Genomic DNA, 18281 nt, shown 5'->3' on the forward strand with positions numbered 1-18281 from the left:
CTCACACGTTATCAACTCCCGCGTGAGCCACGGCGGTCGGCCGCCAGCCGGCGAACGCCGCTCCGCCCCGGCGGCGAACCGGCTCTTCCTGCCCTGCTCCGCAGGAACTTCGTTTCCTCCCCCGGCTGAAGCCGGGGGTATCCACGAAGGAGAGACCCGATGAGGTGTTGTCTCCCGCTGTGGAGGCCGGGGTGCGGAATTCGGCCGGTAGGGCCTGGTTGACGGTCGCGGCGGCCTCCGGTGCGCAGGTGAGCAGGCCCTGGCGGGTGACCAGGAGCAGGGACAGGGTGGTGCCGCTCTCGTCGTCGATGGGGAAGCGGGCGTCGGGGTAGCGCCGGGCGAAGGCGACGACCCCGTCGGCGTCCCGCTGGAGCTGGGCCTGGTCGCTGATGGTGGCGGCCTTTCGGCCGCATCGGGCGTCGATGTCGTGCAGGGCGTTGTGCACGGGCTGTATCTGGTCGGCCGGGGGACGGACGGGGGAGGCGCTCGGCGTGGTGGTGGCTGGCCGACTCGTGTCGGAGGCATCGAAAGCGGCGAGCGTAGCGACCGCAGCGAACCCGATCGTCGCCACCGCGGCGACGGTGATCACCACGGCATCAAGGCGGCGGGTGCGCCGCCCTCCGTCAGCGGGCGGGGTGGTGGTGCCCTGCATGCTGGTCACGCCGTGGCTTTCCAGGTGGCGCCGCCATTGGTGCTGCGGTAGACGCGGGCCTGCCGGCCGTCCAGCACGCCGGCGTAGAGAGTGCGTCCGCGCGCGTCGTAGGCCAGCGCGCTGGCTCCCTGCGGGACCTCGGTCCGCTTCCAGGTGGCGCCGCCATCGGTGCTCAGCTCGGCGCCGCCCATGCCGACCGCGACGATCCGCTTGGTGTCCTTGGGGTCCCAGGCGGCGACCATGGCGCCGGACGGCCCGCCGAGCGGCTTCCATGAGCGACCGCCGTCGCTGCTGGTCATCAGGCCGCTGGACATGTCGGGGGCGATCAGGCGGTCGGGCTTGGCCGGGTCGACCAGGATGGTGCCCATGAAGGTGCGTCCCGCCTGGGCGTTGCGCACCTGCCAGCTGTTGCCGCCGTCGGTGGAGGCGAGCAGCCCGGCCTGCGGCGAGCCGAGGTACAGCGTCTTGCCGCTGCCGCCGAGGGCGTGGGCGTCGTCCACCGCGCTCTTGCCGGTGACCTTGGCGAAGGTGGCGCCGCCGTCGGTGGAGCGGTACACCCCGGGGTGACCGCCGACGAGTACGGCGTCGGGGGTCACCGCCCAGCCCATCGGGTCCGCGCCCTCGAGGGAGGGAACCTGCCGCCAGGTGCGGCCGTCGTTGCGCGAGACCGCGGCCTCCGCGTGGCCGCCGACGAACAGCCGGTCGCCGACCACGGTGACCGTGTGCAGGTCGCCGCCCACGACCGGTTCCGAGACGGCGGATGCGTTCGACGGGCCTGCGCTGTCGCCGCCACGCGTGGCGAGGAACACTCCGCCTCCGGCCAGAGCCAGAGCGACCACGGCCGCGCCGGCGATCCGCGCACGACGTCGGCGCACTTCGACACGGCGCTGCTCGGCGGCACGCTGCGTCGCTGCCGCACGGCGCTTCTCGGACTTGGTCTGCGCCTTGCTGTCCTGGCCAGTGCCGGGCTGGGACTTGCCGGAGGAGCGGGTGGGGCTTGCCATGGGGAACGATTCCTTGGCTGGTGAGGTGTGGGAGGTGAGTCGGCGGTGGATCGAAGTCAGGACCGCGGCGCGGGCGGGCCAGGCTTGTCCAGGCCGTCGGAGCCGGAACCGCCGTACGACGTCCCGGTCTCCTCCGCCTCCGCGCGGCGGGCCTGTTCGGCCTTCAGCTCGCGCAGCTCCGCCTGCAGCTCGCGGATCCGCCTGTCTATCGCCTGGTCGGAGAGCCTGTCGGCGTCGGAAGTCTGCCGCGCGGTTCTAGCGTCGCCGTCGCCGGCCTCGCTGCCCTGTTCACGCATTATCACCAGCACGGTCAGGGGGCAGACCAGCATGAGCAAGAAGGGAACGGCCGCAAGATCCCAGGAGGGCGGCAGCACAATCAGCCCTGCTGCGATGACGGCCACTGGGATGAACGTCTTCCTGTTCAGGCACACGTGAGGCTCCTGACGGGCAAAGGGGGGAGCGGCGGCATCGCGATCAGCGGGCAAGCCGTGTCGGGTGGGGTCCGGTGCCAGGTCAAGCCTGAGCACCCCAAGGCGAAACCACTAAGTAGGATAGGGCATGCTGGGTGAGCCTCGCTCGGCCCCCCGTGAATCAGCATGCAGGCAGACAAAAGGCCTGCTCACGACCTTTCCGTTGCCTCCGACAGGCCAGATGACCGTGGCTGTCGGCCGGTCGGCAGGTGTCCCAACCCGGCCGATCCGCGGTCGGCGTGATGGAGATGGTGGCCGTGCAGGGAGACTCCCTTTTCCCGGGGCGGGCCGCACAGTCGGTGTCCCGCCGGCAGGGAGAGGCGGGAGCCCGGAACACAGGGCGACGGCATCAAAGCCCGCCTCGGCAGCTTGCCGAGCCACGGGTCAGGATTCATGTGCGCAGCAGCCGCCCGATGGCGTGCGAAGCCTCGGTGACCTTGTCCCGGGCCACATCGCCGCCGGCCACCATGGCCTCACGGACACAGTGCTCCAGATGACCTTCCAGCAGTTGCATGGCCACCGCCTGGAGGCCCTTGGTAGTTGCCGCGACCTGGGTGAGGACATCGATGCAGTACTGGTCTTCCTGGACCATGCGCTGCAGGCCGCGGATCTGCCCCTCTATGAGCCGTAGCCGCTTGAGGACGGCTTCCTTGTCGTCGTGGTAGCCCGGTGCTTCCTGCCCGGCCTCGACCTGCTCCAGTTGCTCCATACCCCCCAAGGGTATTACGGAGGAGCGTCGAGCGGAAGGAGAAACCTGCGGCCCGCCCGCGCAGCCAGCCCTCTCGCCTCCCCACCTCTCACACGGTGACCGCCCCGCACAGGGCAAGGCCGGCAGCGCCTTCCCCAACGGCCCTGACGCCACCGCAGCCGCGGACGAGACACCCGGTCGAGTGATCACAGGCGTCGTCATATGGAGGCGGCGGAGAGCAGCCTGCAGTCCCCCATCAGTGTGGCCGGAGCGGTCACCGCGTCCGGGTTGTCGGGCAGCCCGAACCGTGCGGCGAGCGCAGCCAACACCACGGCCGCGATGGTGAGTTGACGCAATGGCGCCGCATGGTCGCGCTGGGCCGGCCAGGTGTGCAGCCGCCAGGCCAGGACGACGATCACACCAATGGCCGTGGCCGCGAGCAAGGCGTTGGCCCGGGTGTCGAGCGTCCCTGGTCGCCGACACCGGGCGGGTTCGCGGGACAGCGGAGGAAGGACAGCAGCCACACGCCGGTGAGCCCGGCACCTGCGAGCGTCAGCGAACGCGTCCAGGGCGTACGCGCCGCCTCCCGGCGGAACAGGACCGGGAGGACGACGGGTCAGTGTCTGAGTCCCGGGCCACCCCGGTCACGGCGGGACCGTCCCGGATTCCCACCGGGTTCCTGCTCACCGTCGCCTCGATGTGAAGTTGTCGTCGCAGGTCGCGACCGCTGCGAAGCACCTTAGTGGCACGAAGACGGCAGGGATGGGCCGGGGTGGGCGGCGACACAGGTAGCAGAATACCCCGAGGGGGTATAGTGTTGGCGTCGCCGGGAGGGTCGGAGAGCGGCCGCTCCCACGGATCGACCCACGCATCCAGACCTTGAGGAAGCAGCCATGACCACAGAGACGAACACCAGCTCCTGCTGCGGCACCGGTTCCTGCGGCTCCGGCACCGCGACCGACGTCCAGATCCACGGCACCGACGTCACCACCGTCTACAAGGTCTCCGGCATGACCTGCGGCCACTGCGAGGGCGCGGTCTCGCAGGAGATCTCCGCGCTGGACGGCGTCACCGCGGTCACGGCCGTCGCCAAGACCGGCGAAGTGACCGTCAGCTCCACCGCCCCGCTCGACGAGGAGGCCGTCCGCGCCGCCATCGACGAGGCCGGCTACGAGCTCGTCGGCCAGGCCTGACAGCTCCCTCGGGCCTCTAGCGGCCCTCGCCACGCGAATTCCTCCCCGCGCCGGGACGTACCGCTCCGCTGATACGGACGCCGTACGTCCCGGCCTCCCCTTGGAGATACGCATGACCAGCACGGCTCCCGAGAAGGCGGCCCCCGACACGGAACCGGCACCCGCCTCCGTGGTTGAGCTCTCCATCGGCGGCATGACCTGCGCCTCGTGCGCCGCCCGCGTCGAGAAGAAGCTCAACCGCATGGATGGCGTCACGGCGACGGTCAACTTCGCCACCGAGAAGGCGAAGGTTTCGTACCCGGAAGGCGTCGAGGTCACCGACCTCATCGCGACCGTCGTGAAGACCGGCTATACCGCCGAGGAACCACCCCCGCCCGCAGTCGCCACTCCCGAGATCGAGAGCGAGGCCGCCTCGGCCGCGGACGGTGAGCTGGTGTCCTTGCGGCAGCGCCTGTACGTGTCACTGGTGCTCTCCGTGCCAGTCGTGCTGATGGCGATGGTCCCGGCCCTGCAGTTCGACAACTGGCAGTGGCTGTCGCTGACCCTGGCCGCGCCGGTCGTGGTCTGGGGCGCTCTCCCCTTCCACAAGGCCGCCTGGACGAACGCCCGCCACGGCGCCGCCACCATGGACACCCTGGTCTCCATCGGCACGCTCGCCGCATTCGGCTGGTCTCTGTGGGCGCTGTTCTTCGGGATGGCCGGCATGACGGGCATGCGGCACGCCTTCGAGTTCACCGTCTCCCGCACCGACGGCTCCTCCTCGATCTACCTGGAGGCCGCAGCCGGCGTGACCACCTTCATCCTCGCCGGGCGCTACCTGGAGGCGAAGTCCAAGCGCAAGGCGGGCGCGGCACTGCGGGCGCTGCTGGAGCTGGGTGCCAAGGACGTCGCGGTGCTGCGGCGCGGCAGGGAAGTACGCATACCCGTCGCCCAGTTGACGGTCGGGGACCGCTTCGTCGTACGGCCCGGGGAGAAGGTCGCCACCGACGGGACCGTCGTCGAGGGCGCCTCCGCGGTCGACGCCTCGATGCTGACCGGCGAGTCGGTACCGGTGGACGTGACGGTCGGCGACGCCATCACCGGCGCCACCGTGAACGCTGGGGGCCGACTGGTCGTCGAAGCTACCCGCATCGGCGCCGACACCCAGCTCGCCCGGATGGCGAGGCTGGTCGAGGACGCACAGAACGGCAAGGCCGCGGTGCAGCGCCTCGCCGACCGGATCTCGTCGGTGTTCGTGCCCACGGTCATCCTGATCGCCCTGGGCACCCTGCTGACCTGGCTGTTCGTCACCAGGGACGCCACCGCCGCGTTCACCGCAGCCGTGGCCGTGCTGATCATCGCCTGCCCGTGCGCCCTCGGCCTCGCCACCCCGACCGCGCTCATGGTGGGCACCGGGCGCGGCGCCCAGCTCGGCATCCTCATCAAGGGGCCCGAGGTCCTGGAGTCCACTCGGCGGGTCGACACCGTCGTCCTGGACAAGACCGGCACCGTCACCACCGGCCGCATGACCCTCCAGGAGGTCTATGCCGCCGAGGGCGTCGGCAAAGACGAACTCCTGCGGCTGGCGGGCGCGTTGGAGCACGCCTCCGAGCACCCCATCGCCCAGGCGATCGCAGCGGGCGCCGCCGAGCGGACCGGCGGCCTGCCGGTCCCGGAGAACTTCGAGAACGTCGCCGGCCTGGGCGTCCAGGGCGTCGTCGACGGACATGCGGTGCTCGTCGGGCGCGAGAAGCTCCTCAAGGAGCGGGTCATCGAGCTGTCCCGGGAACTCGCCGAGGCCATGGCCGCCGCGGAGGCGGAAGGCCGTACGGCCGTCGCCGTCGCCTGGGACGGCGCGGCACGCGGCGTCCTCACCGTCGCCGACGCGGTCAAGGAGACCAGCGCCGAAGCGGTGGCCGAGCTGCGGAGCCTGGGTCTCAAGCCGGTCCTGCTGACCGGCGACAACCAGCTCGTCGCCGAGTCCGTCGCACGCAGCGTCGGCATCGACGAGGTGATCGCCGAAGTCCTGCCCCAGGACAAGGTCGACGTCGTCAAGCGACTGCAGAGCGAAGGCCGTACGGTCGCCATGGTCGGCGACGGCGTCAACGACGCAGCCGCACTTGCCACCGCCGACCTGGGCCTGGCCATGGGCACCGGCACGGACGCAGCGATCGAGGCGGGCGACCTCACCCTCGTCCGCGGCGACCTGCGCGTGGCAGCGGACGCGATCCGTCTCTCCCGCAAGACCCTGGCCACCATCAAGGGCAACCTCTTCTGGGCCTTCGGCTACAACGTCGCAGCCCTGCCCCTGGCAGCCTTCGGCATGCTCAACCCGATGATCGCGGGAGCCGCGATGGCCTTCTCGTCCGTCTTCGTCGTGACCAACAGCCTGCGGCTGCGGTCCTTCAAGTAGCCACGTCGGCACCACGGTTGACGAGAGGCGCCCTGTCGCAAGGCCGGGCCCCTTTCGTCGTCCCTGGGCTCAATCGCCGAGCGCGTCCACAAAGCGGCCCGCCTCGGCGTTGACCGCGTCCGGCCGCTCCAGCATCGGCGTTCTGCGGTGGTGCGGGCGAACTAATCGGCAAGGGACGCGTGGGGCGCGGACGGGCTGCCAGGCACGGTGCGCCGTCGGCGGCGATGGATGGCGCGCATGCCGAAACGACCCAGGACCACATGGCCGGCCATGAACAGGAGCTTGATGAGGATGATCACCAAGATGGCGTTGACACCCCAGCTGGTCCACGGAGAAGCCGCCCGTGCAGCTCCGCCCAGCCCCAGGTGCGCGGCGACGACCACGACGCCGACTGCGCCCAGTCCTATCGCCTTGCCGAGCCCTCGGCGCTTGACGACTCCTGCGCCAGGCGCGTCGGCCGCACCGGCAGCCTCACCTGGTGAGCCTTCGGACGCCTGGATCTGACTCCAGGTCACCGTCAACCCGTCACGACGGCCAATCTTCTCGATACGTCCGGCGATGCCGTTTTGAAGCCGCTGCAGGGCGTCCTCGTCGTCGGCAGCGACGCGCAGCGTCAGCGTGCCCGAAGTGGCCCGCAGCGTGCACAGCCCCTTGTCGAAGCGGATGGTCCCGTCGGTGTCGGAGTAGTCGACACGCTGCACTTCGGGTGGCATCTGACCACCGCCGTGACCGACAGGCGGCCGGTGGCGCATCCGGCCCATCTGGCTGAGATGACGGCACAGTTGGACGAGGTACCGGCTCGCCCGGTCGGTTCGGATGTGGGCTTCGGCGGTCGGCATGTCATTCCTTTCCGGACCGCAGGGCGCGGCGCGTTCGGCACGGATATCGGCGGGCTTTTCGGCCGGTGCGAGGGCCTGGTCCTGCGGGCGTTCAGATCCTGGTGGCGGCGACGAGCCAGGCCCGGATGCCGTCCCGGTCGATGGTGATGTCGATCGTGGCCGGTTCGATGGAGTCGATGTGCCACCCGGCGGCGAAGGCGGTTTCGATCTCGCCCCGGGACACTCTCCGGGGCCCCTGGTCGCCCGGCTGCCGGTCGCTGAAGCAGCATGAAGTAGCGGCCGCCGCGCTTGACCACGGACCGCAGGCTGTCGACGAAGGCGGACCGGTCGTCGTCGCTGAAGATGTGGAACAGCCCGCAGTCCAGCACGGTGTCGAAGGACTCCCCGAGATCGGCGAGGCAGCGGGCGTCGTGGAGGAGGAAGCGCGCAGTGAGGCCGCGCGCCTCCGCCTTCTTCATGGCGGCGTCGATCGCTCTGGGGGCGAGGTCGACACCGGTCGCATCGAGACCGCGGCCGACGGCCATCAGAACGTGCTCGCCAGTGCCACAGCCGGCGTCCAGCACCCGGCCCTGGATGGCGCCGCCTTCGGCGAGGGCGAGGAAGGCCGGCTGAGGACGGTCAATGTCCCACGGTGGCCTGCTGGCGTAAAGATCATCGGGCTTGTGCCACGGATTCCCGGCGCCGGGATGGTGGTAAGGGGGCGTGTCGGACATCAGGGGCCTCCTGGCAGGTTGATCGGCCGGGGCTGTGGCTCCGGGTTCCATCACCGAGCCTTATCGATACATACTGTCTCTGTCAATCCATAGTGTCACGATCCCGGCGTCACGTATCCTGACAGGGTGCCGAAGCTGTGGAACGACACGATCGAGGAACACCGCCGTACGGTGCGCGAGGCGATCCTGGACACCACCTGGGAGCTGGTGGCCGAGCACGGGCTGCTGTCGGTGACGATGTCGCAGATCGCGGAGAAGACCGGCATCGGGCGGGCAACGCTGTACAAGTACTTCCCGGACGTCGAGGCGATCCTTCTCGCCCACCACGACCGGCACGTCACCGGCCACCTGCAGCAGCTCGCCGACCTGCGCGACCGGCCCGGTGACGCGAGCGAGCGGCTGGCAGCGGTGCTTGAGCGGTACGCGCTCATCTGTCACCGCCGCGGACGCCACGGCACCGAAGAGCTCGCGGCGCTGGTCCACCGCCCCGAGCACATAGCCCCGGCGCAGCGGCAGCTCGTCGACTTGTTCCAAGGCATGCTGGCCGAGGCGGTCGAAGCCGGCGAACTCCGCGACGACGTCGCCCCAGGGGAACTGGCGAGCTACTGCCTGCACGCCCTTGCCGCGGCCGGGAGCCTGCCCTCCGAAGCCGCAGTCCACCGGCTCGTCGCGGTCACCCTGGCGGGTTTGCGCCCTGCGGGCTGAACCGAGGCGCTGAGGCGGATTCCGCTGGTGATCGACGGGCCGTCAGGCCATCGGCACTGTGCGCGCCGCCGGTTACCTGGTGGATGGGGAAGGCGACGGATGGCGGAAGTCGCCCATGCCTCGCTCGAAGTCGTCGAGGACATCCCCGTGTGAGCGCGAGGCGAGGCGCCATTGCCTCCATCGAGATCGCGAGCCAGGGCCTCGATGGGGTGCAGCCCCTTGCCGAGGCGCATAGTCGCCTCTTTGTTGGCGCGCAGTTCGCCGTACGGCAGATACCGCACCCTCAGATCGGCGACCCGGCTGAAGGCGGGCCGCCTGATCTGGGCTCGGACCTCGCCCTCTCGGGCGTCGGGCGCGACCGGATACATGCCGTGCGCGGCGTCGGGGTCGCCGCTCGGCGCCAGGTCGAGCATGCGCACGTTGCCGGAGTGGATCGAGGTCGTGTGCTCCACCTCGAACGCCGCAGCCACTTTCCCCTCGGGCTCCAGCCACAGGACGTCGATGAGGCTGATCGCCTCGGCGGCCGGTCTTCGGCGAGCGCGGCCGGCAGCTTGATCAGACAGTCGTCCGCGAGCCGCGCGCCCTGATACTGGCGGCTGCGGTCGTTGGCCGCGATCCACACCTGGAAGCCCAGCGCCCGCCCCAGGTCACGCAGCCGGCCCTGGACCTCGGTGTGCGTGACGTCCTCGTGTTCGGCCTGGGCGCGCGTTCTCTGCCTTGGCATCGGCCCGGACCTGCGCGAGGTCGGCCTCCCACGCGGCACGTGCCTCTGCCCTCACCCTGGTGCTCAGCGGCGGCGGGGCGTAACGACCGGACCCCAGGTCGAACAACAACCCTGCGACAGCTCCTGCTTTGGTGCGACACCTCAAGGAACGCCGGAAGTCCCCGCTTGGTGTGCTGAGCCCCAATCTGCGTCTCAGGAAGGCGGACAGGGCTACCGGTGAGGTGTTCCTGCTGTGCAGAAATGCACAACGGTTGGGGAAGTGCGGGTCCTGTGGGAGTCAGGGCCCGCATGCCACCAGCAAGGGCAGCAGCGGAGCCGCGACCGTCGCCACCACGATGCCCAGCCGCGCCGCACGGTGCGGCCGGGGCTGCGGGGTGAGGACGCGCCGCAGCCGGACGAGAACGCCCGATCCACCCGCGCCCAGGGCCGCTTCCGGCGAACGTCCGGCCGCGACCTCGTACATCGCCGTCGCCAGGGCGTCCCTGGAGTGGTGCCGCAGGGCGCTGTCGTCCGCGATCATCTCCAGCAGCAGGTTCGTCTGTTCCTTGGCGTGCCGGGCGAGCGGCAGACCGCGGAAAGCACGCGAGAACGCGTCGACCAGGATCTTCAGCATGTGGTGCCTGCCCGCGATATGGGCACGCTCGTGCTCCAGTACGGCCAGCAACTGCTCCTCGGAGAGGATGTCCAGTGCGCCGCGGGTGACGACCACGCGAGAAGAGCGTCCCCCCAGGCAGTACACGGAGGGGACGCCGTAGTCGACGATCGTGGCGCCGTACTCGGGCGCCGGTTCGCCTACGAGGGTGAGCATGTCCAGCTGGTGGGCGCGAGCGCGTCGAGCGCGCCAGGCGCACCGGACCAGCCAGCCGACCGGCAGCAGTACGACCACGACGGGGGCCGCGATCACCAGCACGTCACCGAAGGTGGGCGGCGCATTGCCGGGCGGGGCGTCGGCGGCCAGTCCGCACGCGGTGAGCAGCCCGACCAGGCCGTCGTGCACATGCTGCTCGGTCATCACCAGGTGGTACACCGCGAGAGGAGCGGCGACGACGAACGTGACCATGAGGCCCTGCCACGCCAGTACCGCGGCGGCCGGTGCGCGGTGCGCCCACCGGGCCCGGGCCAGCAGGGGAGGCACCGCGGCACCCACCAGGACCGCGTATACGGCCAGCCCCACAGCTGTGATCATGCGCTGCTCCGCCTCTTCACCGCCCGGAGCGCCGAGCGTAGCGCGTCCACTTCTGCCGTACCCATCCGTTCCACGAAACTGGTCAGCGCACCCATCGGGTCCGGATTGTCCTTAAGGGCGTCCTGCATCAGTGCCGCCGTGTACTGCTGACGCGTACAGGTGGGCGTGTAGACCCGGGCCCGGCCCTCCTTGTGCCGCGTGAGCATGCCCTTGCGGTGGAGGATGTCGGCGACGGTCTTGACCGTGCTGTAGGCGAGGGGCCGCTGCTTGTTGATGTCCGTCAGCACATCGCGCGCGGTGGCCGGACGCCCCCAGGTCTACAGGCGGTACATGATCTCCGTCTCCGGCTCACCCAACTGACGCACGACCGCTCCCTTCACCCGCAGGCTGCGACGCGTCCGGGACCAGTGCGCGTTCATCGTGAGCTTCAGGGCTCTGAGGCTCTCCGAGGCCGAACGGGGAAGGCCTACTTGGCACCGGGCAGGCGTCAGCCGTGCGCAGGCGCCGGACGAGCGCGTGCACGAGCAGCGCCAGCGAGGCGAGGGCCAGGAAGGACTGCGCCGGTGCCCAGTACGAGCGGGCGCCGCTGACCCCGATGGCCAGGACTACGAGCTTGTTGCAGATCGGACAGCCGACGGCGAAGGCTGGACAGTACCCCGGCGAAGATCGCGCGGCGCGAACGCGGACCGCTGCTCCTCGCGGCCGGGGGCAACGCGCCCGTCGGGCCCGACGGCCAAACCCGGGCGAGCACTCCGGCGGCCGGGCGGTGGGAATGGTCGCCTCGGGCATGGCCGCCGTGCCGGCCGCGCTCCTGCTTGCCTGGGGGCCCTCGGGCTGGCTGCTTCGGCTGCCCGCCGTGCGCGGCTGAACGCCGGAGCAGAGAGGACCGCGCAGGCGGAGCGGCCATGTCCCGAACAGGCAACGCGTGATGTCCCGCAGGGGAAAGACGCGTCCCCGGACCTGGGGTTCACTGTCGGCCACCGCGACGAACGGAGCCCAGACATGTCCGAGGAAGCCACGTCCGAGTTCTGGAAGGGCCTCAAGCCGATCCAGAACTCGTTCAAGCCGGACGCCCTGCCGGAGGTCTATCTCTCCCAGGTGGCCACCGACGACGACCGGTACTACGCGCCGTTGAGCGAAACCGTCGGATCCCGTCCGCTGTGGATCAATGTCAAGGACAACTCCTGGGCCGACATCCTGCGCGCCAAGGAGGCCGGTCTCGTCAACCGGCACTACCACCCGCACGAAGTGTTCGCCTACACGCTCTCCGGGAAGTGGGGCTACCTGGAGCGGCCGTGGACCGCACACGCCGGTGACTTCGTCTACGAGGCGCCGGGCGAGGGACACACGCTGGTGGCCTACGAGAGCGACGAGCCGATGAAGGCCTTCTTCATCGTCAAGGGCCCGTTGATCTGGCTGGACGAGAACGGCGAACCCGACGGCTACTTCGACGTACACGACTACATCGAGTTGTGCCGCACGCACTACGAGAAGGTCGGCATCGGCGCTGACTACGTCAACTCACTGTTCCGGTGACTGGGGTCCTACCGCTCCGGACGAGTGCCAGCGACCCCGTCCGCGGCCCCCGTATGAAAGCCGCTGTCCGGTAGGGGGCCCGGGACGTCCGCATCTGTGAGGTGGACATCCCGGGAGCCCGGTCCGGCGAGGTGCTCGTCGAGGTGGCCTACTGCGGTATCTGCGGAAGCGACCTGCACGAGTATGCCGACGGATCGCATGCGATCCCGGTCGCAGGTGCGGGACATGCCCGCGGTGCAGGGCCGGCGAGTACAACATCTGCCGTCACTTCGGGTTCGCCGGGGTGATGGGGGACGGCGGCATGGCCGAGTACGCCGCCGTCCCCGCCGACATGGCCCATCGCTTCCCCGGGACCGTTTCGCTGGAGCAGGCCGCGCTGTTCGAGCCGGCCTCGGTCGCCCTGCACGCGCTGCGGCGTGCCGGGACCTCACCCGCGGCGGTGGCCGTCGTCGGCCTGGGACCGGTGGGACTGTTCACCGCCCGGCTCGCCGCCCAGCGGAACGTACGCCGGATCACCGCCGTCGCCGTGTCCGCCGCCCGCCTGGAACTCGCGGCCGCTCTCGGCACCACCGGCCTGGTCGACGCCGACCGGCAGGAGGACACCGGGGCGCGCATCCGGGAGTTGACCGGCGGGGAGGGTGTCGATGCCACGTTCGAGGCGGTCGGCTCCGAAGCCACCCTGCGCAGCTGCCTGACCGCGACCCGGCGTGGCGGCCGGGTGGTCCTGGTCGGGCTGGCCCGCGAGGTGTCCCTGGACGCCTTCGCGCTGGTCAACGACGAGCAGTCGATCCTCGCCGGCGTCGGCTACCGCGACACCTATCCGGAACTCATCCGATTGGTCTCGGAGCAGGGTCTGGACCTGACGCAGGTCGTCACCTCGACCATCGCCCTCGACGAACTCGTCTCCCACGGCTTCGAGGCACTGTTGGACGGGCTGGGGCGATCAGGTCAAGGTCCTGGTCGCCCCGGCGCCGCACCGTAATGGGCCACCCCACCCGCCGGCCGAACGGAACCGCGCACATGATCACCGGGCTTTCCCCCGATCTGTTCTCCGGCCAGGTCTCCCTGGTGACCGGGGGCACCTCCGGCATCGGCGCGGCGACCGCCGACCTGCTCGCCGGTCTGGGAGCGGAGGTGTACGCCCTTGGTCTGCGGCCGGCCGACGCCCGCGAGTCAGCCCGCCACAAGCGAGTCCACGTCGTGGAATAGGACGTCACGGACCGGGACGCCCTCGTTGCCAGGATCGACGGGTACGACAGCGTCGACCACCTCGTCACCTGCGCCGGCGTCAGCCGGGACCACGACGAGGACGACCTCGCACGGTGGGAGGACGTGCTCGGGGTCAATCTCACCTCGGCGATGGTCGCCTGCCAGGCGGCCCGCCCACTCCTCGCCCGCCAGGGCGGCAGCATCGTCACGGTCTCGTTCATGTTCGGCTTCTTCGGCAGCCGGGACCGCCGCCCGGCGTACAGTGCCAGCAAGGGCGGTGTCTCCCAGCTGACCAGGTCGCTCGCGGCCGAGTATGCCGCGGACGGCGTCCGGGTGAACGCGGTGACACCGGGCTTCGTCACCACACCGCTCGCCCGCGGAATGCTCGACGATCCACAAGCCGCGTGTGGGGTGCTGGTACGGGTCCCGCTCGGACGGTTTGGCCGGCCTTACGAGATCGCGGCGGTGATCGCCTTCCTGTGCTCCCCCGCAGCCGCCTATGTCAACGGGGCCGTCCTGCCGGTGGACGGCGGCTACCTCACCGTGTGACATCACGTGAGCCGGGTGCGCCTCCTGCGCTCAGACCCGTGACGCGGCCTGCGGCGCCGGGGTAGGCTCGTCGCCCCTATGGCAGCCGCAGCGCCGCCCTCCGCGCACACGGCGCCGAAACCCGCCACGCCAACAGCTCACTCGCCCGGCGGCGTTGCACGGCAAAAGGAGACCCGGTTGAGCCGACCCATCGTCTCCAGCGTGTCGACACAGTCGGTTAACCCAGCAGACCGGATCGACTTCTGGGAGGAGCACAACCGACGGGCGCTGGTGGGCCTGTCCTGCTCCTCCTACTCCCGGCAGGGCCTGCTGGCCACCCAGCAAAACATCGAGATGGGCGGCCTGCGCCTGGCCGACATCGCCGGCAACGAGCACGTCATCGAAAGGACACCGCGCACCTGCCGGACCCTGCCCAAGGACTCGGTCTTCGTCTCATTGCTGACGGCGGGCCAGGCGGTGTTCTTCCATGAGGGAGGCTGCCACACCCTGCAGACGGGCGACCTGGTCCTCTACGACACGCGCAGGCCCTACCTGTTCGGGTTCCCCTCCCCCATGCGCCAACTGCTGGTCGACATCCCCCGCGAGATGTTCGCCACCCGGTGCGCCCCCGGCGCGCTGGTGGCGCCCATACTGTTTGGCCGTTCCTCCGCGACCGAGGGGGCACTGGTCTCGGCACTGGGGACGGTGCTGCGCGGCTGGGCCACGGGGGACGGCTGCGATAATGATGTCAGCAGCACCGAGGACACCGTGCTGGACCTCGTCCGCACGCTGGCCGCGCCCAGAATGAACGGCGATCCCATGCCGCCCGCCACCCTCTCCCAGCTGGCCGTGGCCAAGGACTACGTAGAGCGGCATCTGACGGATCCCGGGTTGAGCGCCGAACGGGTCGCCGAAGCCATCGGGGTCTCAGCCCGCCACCTCAGCCGCGTCTTCCGGCCGACCGGGGTCAGCCCCGCCCGCCACATCCTCCAACGACGCCTGGACAGTGCCTGCGCGGACCTCGCCGATCCCCGCCTGCTCCACCTGACCATCGCCGACGTGGCCCACCGCTGGGGCTTCGCCAGCCAGCCGCACTTCACCCGAAGCTTCAAAAACCGCTTCGGCCACACCCCGGGTGAATCCCGCCCCACCAACACCAGCCAGCGCCCCGCGGGGAAGTGACCGGGTGAGCAAGCCGGCCCGCCCGGGGCGACAACCGCCGGACAGCGCGGCGCGGCGTGCGAAAACTCCAGTCCGCCGTGGCCACGTCGCACGCCTCCGAGATCAGGGTGTTGCGACGACCAGTTGAATTCACTTTGCGACCCCCTGTCGCTGTGGTGAATGAGGCCGGAGTCCTTCTTGATCCTCCGGCGCCATAGCGCCATCTCCAGGGCGTCCAGGGGCAGTTCGGTCCGCATGTGGTCGGCGACCTGCCAGCCGACGATCATCCGCGAGTACACGTCCAGCACGAACGCCACATATACCCAGCCCGACCACGTGCGGACATACGTCATTCAGCCAGGCACAGAAGCTGGGGAGCGTCTCATCGGATTCCGTCAAGACAGCGAATCCGTTTTCTGCATCATTGCGGTCGATGTGTTCCACCACCACAACAAGGCGTCCATAGTGTCCACAGTGTTTGCGGAGTCGGCCGATCCCATGGCTGATGTCATGACACACGACATGGCACGGGGCACCGACAGGGCCGGCTCCGCTCGCTGCGACCCTCAACTGCCCTGGCACGGCCTGGGCGTTACGGATCAAGTGGCCAGCAGGCCGCCGTCGACGTACAGGTCATGGGCGTTGATGCCGGTGTTGCGGAGCAGGAAATCGGTGGCGTCGGCGATCTCGGCCATCGTCACCAGCCTCCCGATCGGCGTCTGGGCCGAATGCGGGGGGTCGGGGACGTCGCGCCACCTGGGGCTGTCGCCGATCAGTCCCGGGTGCAGGGCGTTGACGCGGTGCGGGGCGATCTCCACCGCGAGGGTCTTCACCAGCCCGGTGATGCCAGCGTTGAACGTGGTGACGACGGTCGAGCCCGGGTACGGGCGTTCCTTGGCGAGGCCTCCGAAGAGCACGACGGAGGCACCGGAAGCGAACCGGTCGCGCAGCACCCGGACGGTCTCGGCGTAACCGACGAGTTTCATGGTCACGGCCGTCACGGCATCAGTGATGTCGAACCGCGCCAGTGTGTTCGCCGCCTGGCCCACCGCGGTGATGACGAGGTTGTCGACCTCGGTCACATCGGCCAACGAGGCGCCGATCGTTTCGGGTTGGGCAAGGTCGATGGCCAACCCCTGGGAGCGGGGGCCGATCTGAGCGGCGATGTGCTCCGCCTTGGCCTTGTCCCTGCTGGTGATGATCACATCGTCGCCGCGGTCTGCGAAGTGCTGAGCTATCACACGGCCCAGGCCACCGCTGCCGCCGACGATGAGTGTGCTGGTCATGCGGTGACCGTCCGTCCGTGATCGGTTGACTGAAGGCTGTACAGGGTGGCTCGCGCCTGCTCGCCCATCGCCGGGACGAACTGCAGCGCGGCCGGCGGCAAATTCGCCGTCACCACCGCGAGTTCGGCGGGCGTGCCCACCTGCTCGAAGAAGCCAATGTTGAGGTGGGTGGCCACGGGCGGGGCCGAGGCGATCACTGCGCGCGAGAACTCGGACCAGGCGCGGTCGGGCATATGTGCGGCGAGCGCGGGGAACAGTAACGGCTCCTCGCGCTCCAGGTGCTTGTGCACCAGGTCGCGTACGTCCGCTGCCGCAGCGGCCAGCTCTGCCCGATCCCCGTCGTGCTGCAGCGGAGCCGCAGCCAGGGCGTCCAGGGCCACGTCCAATGCGTCGTGTTCCGTGCTGAGTTCGGCCAGCCCGGTTCCGAAGGCGGGATCGGCGGCGATCAACTGCGGCCAGAGCGTCTGGTCTTCGCTCTCGTGGTGATGCCGCAGCGCCGCCACCAGAAAGTCGCGCAGTTCCGCCAGGGCGTCGGTCGGTGCGGTGTCGCGCTGTGCGGCGTCGGCCAGCAGGGACGTCGCGGCTCGGTGCATCTTGTGCAGCAGGCGTGTCTCGGTGATCGCCGCGGGATCCGGTGGTGTGGTGCTCACAATGGACTCCATCTCTTAATGGCCACTTGGCCATTAAGGGTGAGACTAACCCAACCCGGCGTCGGCGACCAGCAGTACAGTGATCACGTGAAGGAGTCGCCATGAATGATCAGGAACCGGCCGGGGAGCCACAGCGCAGGCATCGGCGGGACCCCGACGGACACCGGGCCGCGATCCTGGAAGCGGCCCGCCACACCTTCACCGAGCGTGGTTACGCCCGCACCACCCTCCGGGAAATCGCACGCCGGGCCGGCGTCACCCACGGTCTGATCTCGCGTCAGTTCTCCTCCAAGGAGCGGCTATTTCTCGCCGCGGTGCCCGGGAACCGCGACCTGGAGGGCGTGGCCGCCGGGGATCCGGCGACGCTGCCCGACCGCATCGCGCACGGCTTCGTACAACGGATGGAGACCGATGCCGTGGGCGACCCGCTCGTCGCTGTCGTCCGCAGTGCCGCGTCCGACGAGGGTGCCGCCACCCACCTGCTGGCCGCAATGCATGAGCACAGCGTCGCCGTCTATCGATCAGTGCTCGCGCCCGACACACCGGCAGCACCCGGCGATGACATGGAGACCCGCGTGGCGCTCGTGGGGTCGTATTTGATCGGAGTCACCTTCACCAGGTACATCGCGCGCACCGAACCGCTCGCCTCGATGCCGCCCGAGCAGTTCACCGAACATGTCACCCGCACCCTGCGCCACCTCCTCTTCGACTGACGCCCCTCGCCATGTCGACGCGCCACGCACTCCTAGGAAGCCCACCGTGCCGGGAGCCAGATCGGGACGTCACAGTCTCTTCCTCACAAGGTAGTGACAGACACCTTCGGCAAGTTCCGAGCCGGCGACGAGTTCCGCGTTCGGGTGCGAGTCATAGCCGCGGACCGACTGGAGAGTGACTCACGTTCGTGGCGCCTGCCTCGTGAAGGCAGCAGGCCCCGCCGTCGGCCCGGTGTACGCCAACACCCCACTGCTCCGCTCCTCCACCCCCGCCGACCGGATCCTCACCGCGATCGACGTCGGCTCGTAGCGTGAGTCTGCGAGGGCCGTGACGCTGGAACACGAGGGCCGGAAACGGAAAGGGCTGGCCGTACCACGTCGGTGGTACGGCCACCCCACCGTGCGGTGCTCACACGCTGAAGACAACGGCTTCGATCACCTTTGTCGTCGTGTCGGCCAAGCCGCAGAAGAGGTAACTGCGAACCGTACTGAGCGACAGCCCAGTTCATCGGCGTAGATCTGCCACGAGAGGCTGACACCGAACGGCACTTGACCACGGCTCCGTTCGGCTCACACCCGTTGCCTGTCTCATGCTTCATGCGCACTGCCCACGGTTGGTACACAAAGGAAGG

General features: G+C 69.7%; 20 protein-coding genes and 6 pseudogenes. 11 read left to right on the plus strand and 15 right to left on the minus strand.

Annotated elements, in window-relative coordinates:
* Position 1: 1 nt before the first annotated feature.
* The 6 genes from ABZ453_RS32425 to ABZ453_RS32450 form a co-directional block, all read right to left on the minus strand.
* The gene (locus ABZ453_RS32425) at positions 2 to 661 is read right to left on the minus strand and encodes a hypothetical protein (protein ID WP_359020506.1); all 660 of its coding nucleotides are present in this window, start codon (positions 659 to 661) and stop codon (positions 2 to 4) included.
* A complete protein-coding gene (locus ABZ453_RS32430; RefSeq protein ID WP_359020508.1) occupies positions 658 to 1656 on the minus strand; it encodes a hypothetical protein in 999 nt (332 codons plus the stop codon). Before ABZ453_RS32430 ends, ABZ453_RS32425 begins: the two co-directional genes overlap by 4 nt.
* 56 nt (positions 1657 to 1712) lie before the next feature.
* Positions 1713 to 2087, minus strand: a complete 375-nt coding sequence (locus ABZ453_RS32435) for a hypothetical protein (protein ID WP_359020510.1) — start codon at positions 2085 to 2087, stop codon at positions 1713 to 1715.
* A gap of 430 nt (positions 2088 to 2517) precedes the next feature.
* A complete protein-coding gene (locus ABZ453_RS32440; RefSeq protein WP_359020511.1) occupies positions 2518 to 2835 on the minus strand; it encodes a metal-sensitive transcriptional regulator in 318 nt (105 codons plus the stop codon).
* A 197-nt stretch (positions 2836 to 3032) separates the two neighbouring features.
* Entirely contained in the window at positions 3033 to 3233 is a 201-nt protein-coding gene (locus ABZ453_RS32445; protein WP_359020513.1) for a hypothetical protein, read from the minus strand.
* A complete protein-coding gene (locus ABZ453_RS32450) occupies positions 3230 to 3412 on the minus strand; it encodes a hypothetical protein (protein WP_359020603.1) in 183 nt (60 codons plus the stop codon). The genes ABZ453_RS32445 and ABZ453_RS32450 overlap by 4 nt, the downstream gene beginning before the upstream one ends.
* 295 nt (positions 3413 to 3707) lie before the next feature.
* Here ABZ453_RS32450 and ABZ453_RS32455 point away from each other — a divergent pair, with 295 nt between their 5' ends.
* Positions 3708 to 4007 (plus strand): heavy-metal-associated domain-containing protein, encoded by a 300-nt coding sequence (locus tag ABZ453_RS32455; RefSeq protein ID WP_359020515.1) that lies wholly within the window; start codon positions 3708 to 3710, stop codon positions 4005 to 4007.
* A 112-nt stretch (positions 4008 to 4119) separates the two neighbouring features.
* Positions 4120 to 6399 (plus strand): heavy metal translocating P-type ATPase, encoded by a 2280-nt coding sequence (locus tag ABZ453_RS32460; RefSeq protein WP_359020517.1) that lies wholly within the window; start codon positions 4120 to 4122, stop codon positions 6397 to 6399.
* Between the two features lie 161 nt (positions 6400 to 6560).
* Here ABZ453_RS32460 and ABZ453_RS32465 read toward each other — a convergent pair whose 3' ends face one another.
* From ABZ453_RS32465 to ABZ453_RS32475, 3 genes and pseudogenes are all read right to left on the minus strand, one after another.
* A complete protein-coding gene (locus tag ABZ453_RS32465; protein ID WP_359020518.1) occupies positions 6561 to 7238 on the minus strand; it encodes a DUF2218 domain-containing protein in 678 nt (225 codons plus the stop codon).
* A 91-nt stretch (positions 7239 to 7329) separates the two neighbouring features.
* Complete coding sequence (locus tag ABZ453_RS32470) at positions 7330 to 7461, minus strand: hypothetical protein (RefSeq protein ID WP_359020609.1); 132 nt, start codon at positions 7459 to 7461, stop codon at positions 7330 to 7332.
* Between the two features lie 28 nt (positions 7462 to 7489).
* A pseudogene (locus tag ABZ453_RS32475) lies at positions 7490 to 8002 on the minus strand (class I SAM-dependent methyltransferase); the annotation flags it as partial.
* A 75-nt stretch (positions 8003 to 8077) separates the two neighbouring features.
* Here ABZ453_RS32475 and ABZ453_RS32480 point away from each other — a divergent pair.
* On the plus strand, positions 8078 to 8656 hold the full coding sequence (locus ABZ453_RS32480) for a TetR/AcrR family transcriptional regulator (RefSeq protein ID WP_359020520.1): 579 nt from the start codon (positions 8078 to 8080) through the stop codon (positions 8654 to 8656).
* Positions 8657 to 8805: 149 nt separating this feature from the next.
* On the plus strand, positions 8806 to 9243 hold the full coding sequence (locus ABZ453_RS32485; protein ID WP_359020522.1) for a hypothetical protein: 438 nt from the start codon (positions 8806 to 8808) through the stop codon (positions 9241 to 9243).
* Between the two features lie 414 nt (positions 9244 to 9657).
* Here the strand turns inward: ABZ453_RS32485 and ABZ453_RS32490 are convergent, their stop codons facing one another.
* The 3 genes and pseudogenes from ABZ453_RS32490 to ABZ453_RS32500 all read right to left on the minus strand — a co-directional run.
* Positions 9658 to 10566, minus strand: coding sequence for a M56 family metallopeptidase (locus ABZ453_RS32490; RefSeq protein ID WP_359020524.1), 909 nt, complete (start codon positions 10564 to 10566; stop codon positions 9658 to 9660).
* Positions 10563 to 10931, minus strand: a pseudogene (locus ABZ453_RS32495) (BlaI/MecI/CopY family transcriptional regulator). Before ABZ453_RS32495 ends, ABZ453_RS32490 begins: the two are co-directional and overlap by 4 nt.
* Positions 10915 to 11208, minus strand: a pseudogene (locus ABZ453_RS32500) (hypothetical protein); the annotation flags it as partial. The pseudogenes ABZ453_RS32500 and ABZ453_RS32495, both read right to left, overlap by 17 nt.
* Positions 11209 to 11568: 360 nt before the next feature.
* Here ABZ453_RS32500 and ABZ453_RS32505 point away from each other — a divergent pair.
* The 6 genes and pseudogenes from ABZ453_RS32505 to ABZ453_RS32530 all read left to right on the plus strand — a co-directional run bounded on the left by ABZ453_RS32505 (position 11569) and on the right by ABZ453_RS32530 (position 15021).
* Positions 11569 to 12102 carry a 2,4'-dihydroxyacetophenone dioxygenase family protein gene (locus ABZ453_RS32505; protein WP_359020525.1) on the plus strand — a complete coding sequence of 178 codons (534 nt, stop codon included), beginning with the start codon at positions 11569 to 11571 and terminating at the stop codon, positions 12100 to 12102.
* 160 nt (positions 12103 to 12262) lie between these two features.
* Positions 12263 to 12382: pseudogene (locus tag ABZ453_RS32510) on the plus strand (alcohol dehydrogenase catalytic domain-containing protein); the annotation flags it as partial.
* A gap of 21 nt (positions 12383 to 12403) precedes the next feature.
* Positions 12404 to 13084, plus strand: coding sequence for a zinc-binding dehydrogenase (locus ABZ453_RS32515; protein ID WP_359020527.1), 681 nt, complete (start codon positions 12404 to 12406; stop codon positions 13082 to 13084).
* A gap of 38 nt (positions 13085 to 13122) precedes the next feature.
* Entirely contained in the window at positions 13123 to 13311 is a 189-nt protein-coding gene (locus ABZ453_RS32520) for an SDR family NAD(P)-dependent oxidoreductase (RefSeq protein WP_359020529.1), read from the plus strand.
* Positions 13312 to 13332: 21 nt separating this feature from the next.
* Positions 13333 to 13860, plus strand: a pseudogene (locus tag ABZ453_RS32525) (SDR family oxidoreductase); the annotation flags it as partial.
* A 177-nt stretch (positions 13861 to 14037) separates the two neighbouring features.
* The gene (locus ABZ453_RS32530; protein WP_359020531.1) at positions 14038 to 15021 is read left to right on the plus strand and encodes a helix-turn-helix domain-containing protein; all 984 of its coding nucleotides are present in this window, start codon (positions 14038 to 14040) and stop codon (positions 15019 to 15021) included.
* 134 nt (positions 15022 to 15155) lie between these two features.
* On the opposite strand, the pseudogene ABZ453_RS32535 reads toward ABZ453_RS32530, so the two are convergent.
* The 3 genes and pseudogenes from ABZ453_RS32535 to ABZ453_RS32545 all read right to left on the minus strand — a co-directional run.
* Positions 15156 to 15350, minus strand: a pseudogene (locus tag ABZ453_RS32535) (DDE-type integrase/transposase/recombinase); the annotation flags it as partial.
* Between the two features lie 249 nt (positions 15351 to 15599).
* Positions 15600 to 16286, minus strand: coding sequence for an SDR family oxidoreductase (locus tag ABZ453_RS32540; RefSeq protein ID WP_359020532.1), 687 nt, complete (start codon positions 16284 to 16286; stop codon positions 15600 to 15602).
* Positions 16283 to 16936 carry a hemerythrin domain-containing protein gene (locus ABZ453_RS32545; RefSeq protein WP_359020534.1) on the minus strand — a complete coding sequence of 218 codons (654 nt, stop codon included), beginning with the start codon at positions 16934 to 16936 and terminating at the stop codon, positions 16283 to 16285. The genes ABZ453_RS32540 and ABZ453_RS32545 overlap by 4 nt, the downstream gene beginning before the upstream one ends.
* Positions 16937 to 17037: 101 nt before the next feature.
* Between ABZ453_RS32545 and ABZ453_RS32550 the strand changes: the two genes are divergently transcribed.
* Positions 17038 to 17649, plus strand: coding sequence for a TetR family transcriptional regulator (locus ABZ453_RS32550; RefSeq protein WP_359020536.1), 612 nt, complete (start codon positions 17038 to 17040; stop codon positions 17647 to 17649).
* Positions 17650 to 18281 lie beyond the last annotated feature (632 nt).

The sequence above is a fragment of the Streptomyces sp. NPDC005799 genome, assembly GCF_040630525.1.
Lineage (GTDB): Bacteria > Actinomycetota > Actinomycetes > Streptomycetales > Streptomycetaceae > Streptomyces > Streptomyces griseorubiginosus_B.

Bases quoted from the DNA above. Each gene is read 5' to 3' on its own strand.
- ABZ453_RS32430 (WP_359020508.1), bottom strand. From the start codon at position 1,656: ATGGCAAGCCCCACCCGCTCCTCCGGCAAGTCCCAGCCCGGCACTGGC.
- ABZ453_RS32440 (WP_359020511.1), bottom strand. From the start codon at position 2,835: ATGGAGCAACTGGAGCAGGTCGAGGCCGGGCAGGAAGCACCGGGCTAC.
- ABZ453_RS32455 (WP_359020515.1), top strand. From the start codon at position 3,708: ATGACCACAGAGACGAACACCAGCTCCTGCTGCGGCACCGGTTCCTGC.
- ABZ453_RS32460 (WP_359020517.1), top strand. From the start codon at position 4,120: ATGACCAGCACGGCTCCCGAGAAGGCGGCCCCCGACACGGAACCGGCA.
- ABZ453_RS32465 (WP_359020518.1), bottom strand. From the start codon at position 7,238: ATGCCGACCGCCGAAGCCCACATCCGAACCGACCGGGCGAGCCGGTAC.
- ABZ453_RS32490 (WP_359020524.1), bottom strand. From the start codon at position 10,566: ATGATCACAGCTGTGGGGCTGGCCGTATACGCGGTCCTGGTGGGTGCC.
- ABZ453_RS32505 (WP_359020525.1), top strand. From the start codon at position 11,569: ATGTCCGAGGAAGCCACGTCCGAGTTCTGGAAGGGCCTCAAGCCGATC.
- ABZ453_RS32515 (WP_359020527.1), top strand. From the start codon at position 12,404: ATGGCCGAGTACGCCGCCGTCCCCGCCGACATGGCCCATCGCTTCCCC.
- ABZ453_RS32520 (WP_359020529.1), top strand. From the start codon at position 13,123: ATGATCACCGGGCTTTCCCCCGATCTGTTCTCCGGCCAGGTCTCCCTG.
- ABZ453_RS32540 (WP_359020532.1), bottom strand. From the start codon at position 16,286: ATGACCAGCACACTCATCGTCGGCGGCAGCGGTGGCCTGGGCCGTGTG.
- ABZ453_RS32550 (WP_359020536.1), top strand. From the start codon at position 17,038: ATGAATGATCAGGAACCGGCCGGGGAGCCACAGCGCAGGCATCGGCGG.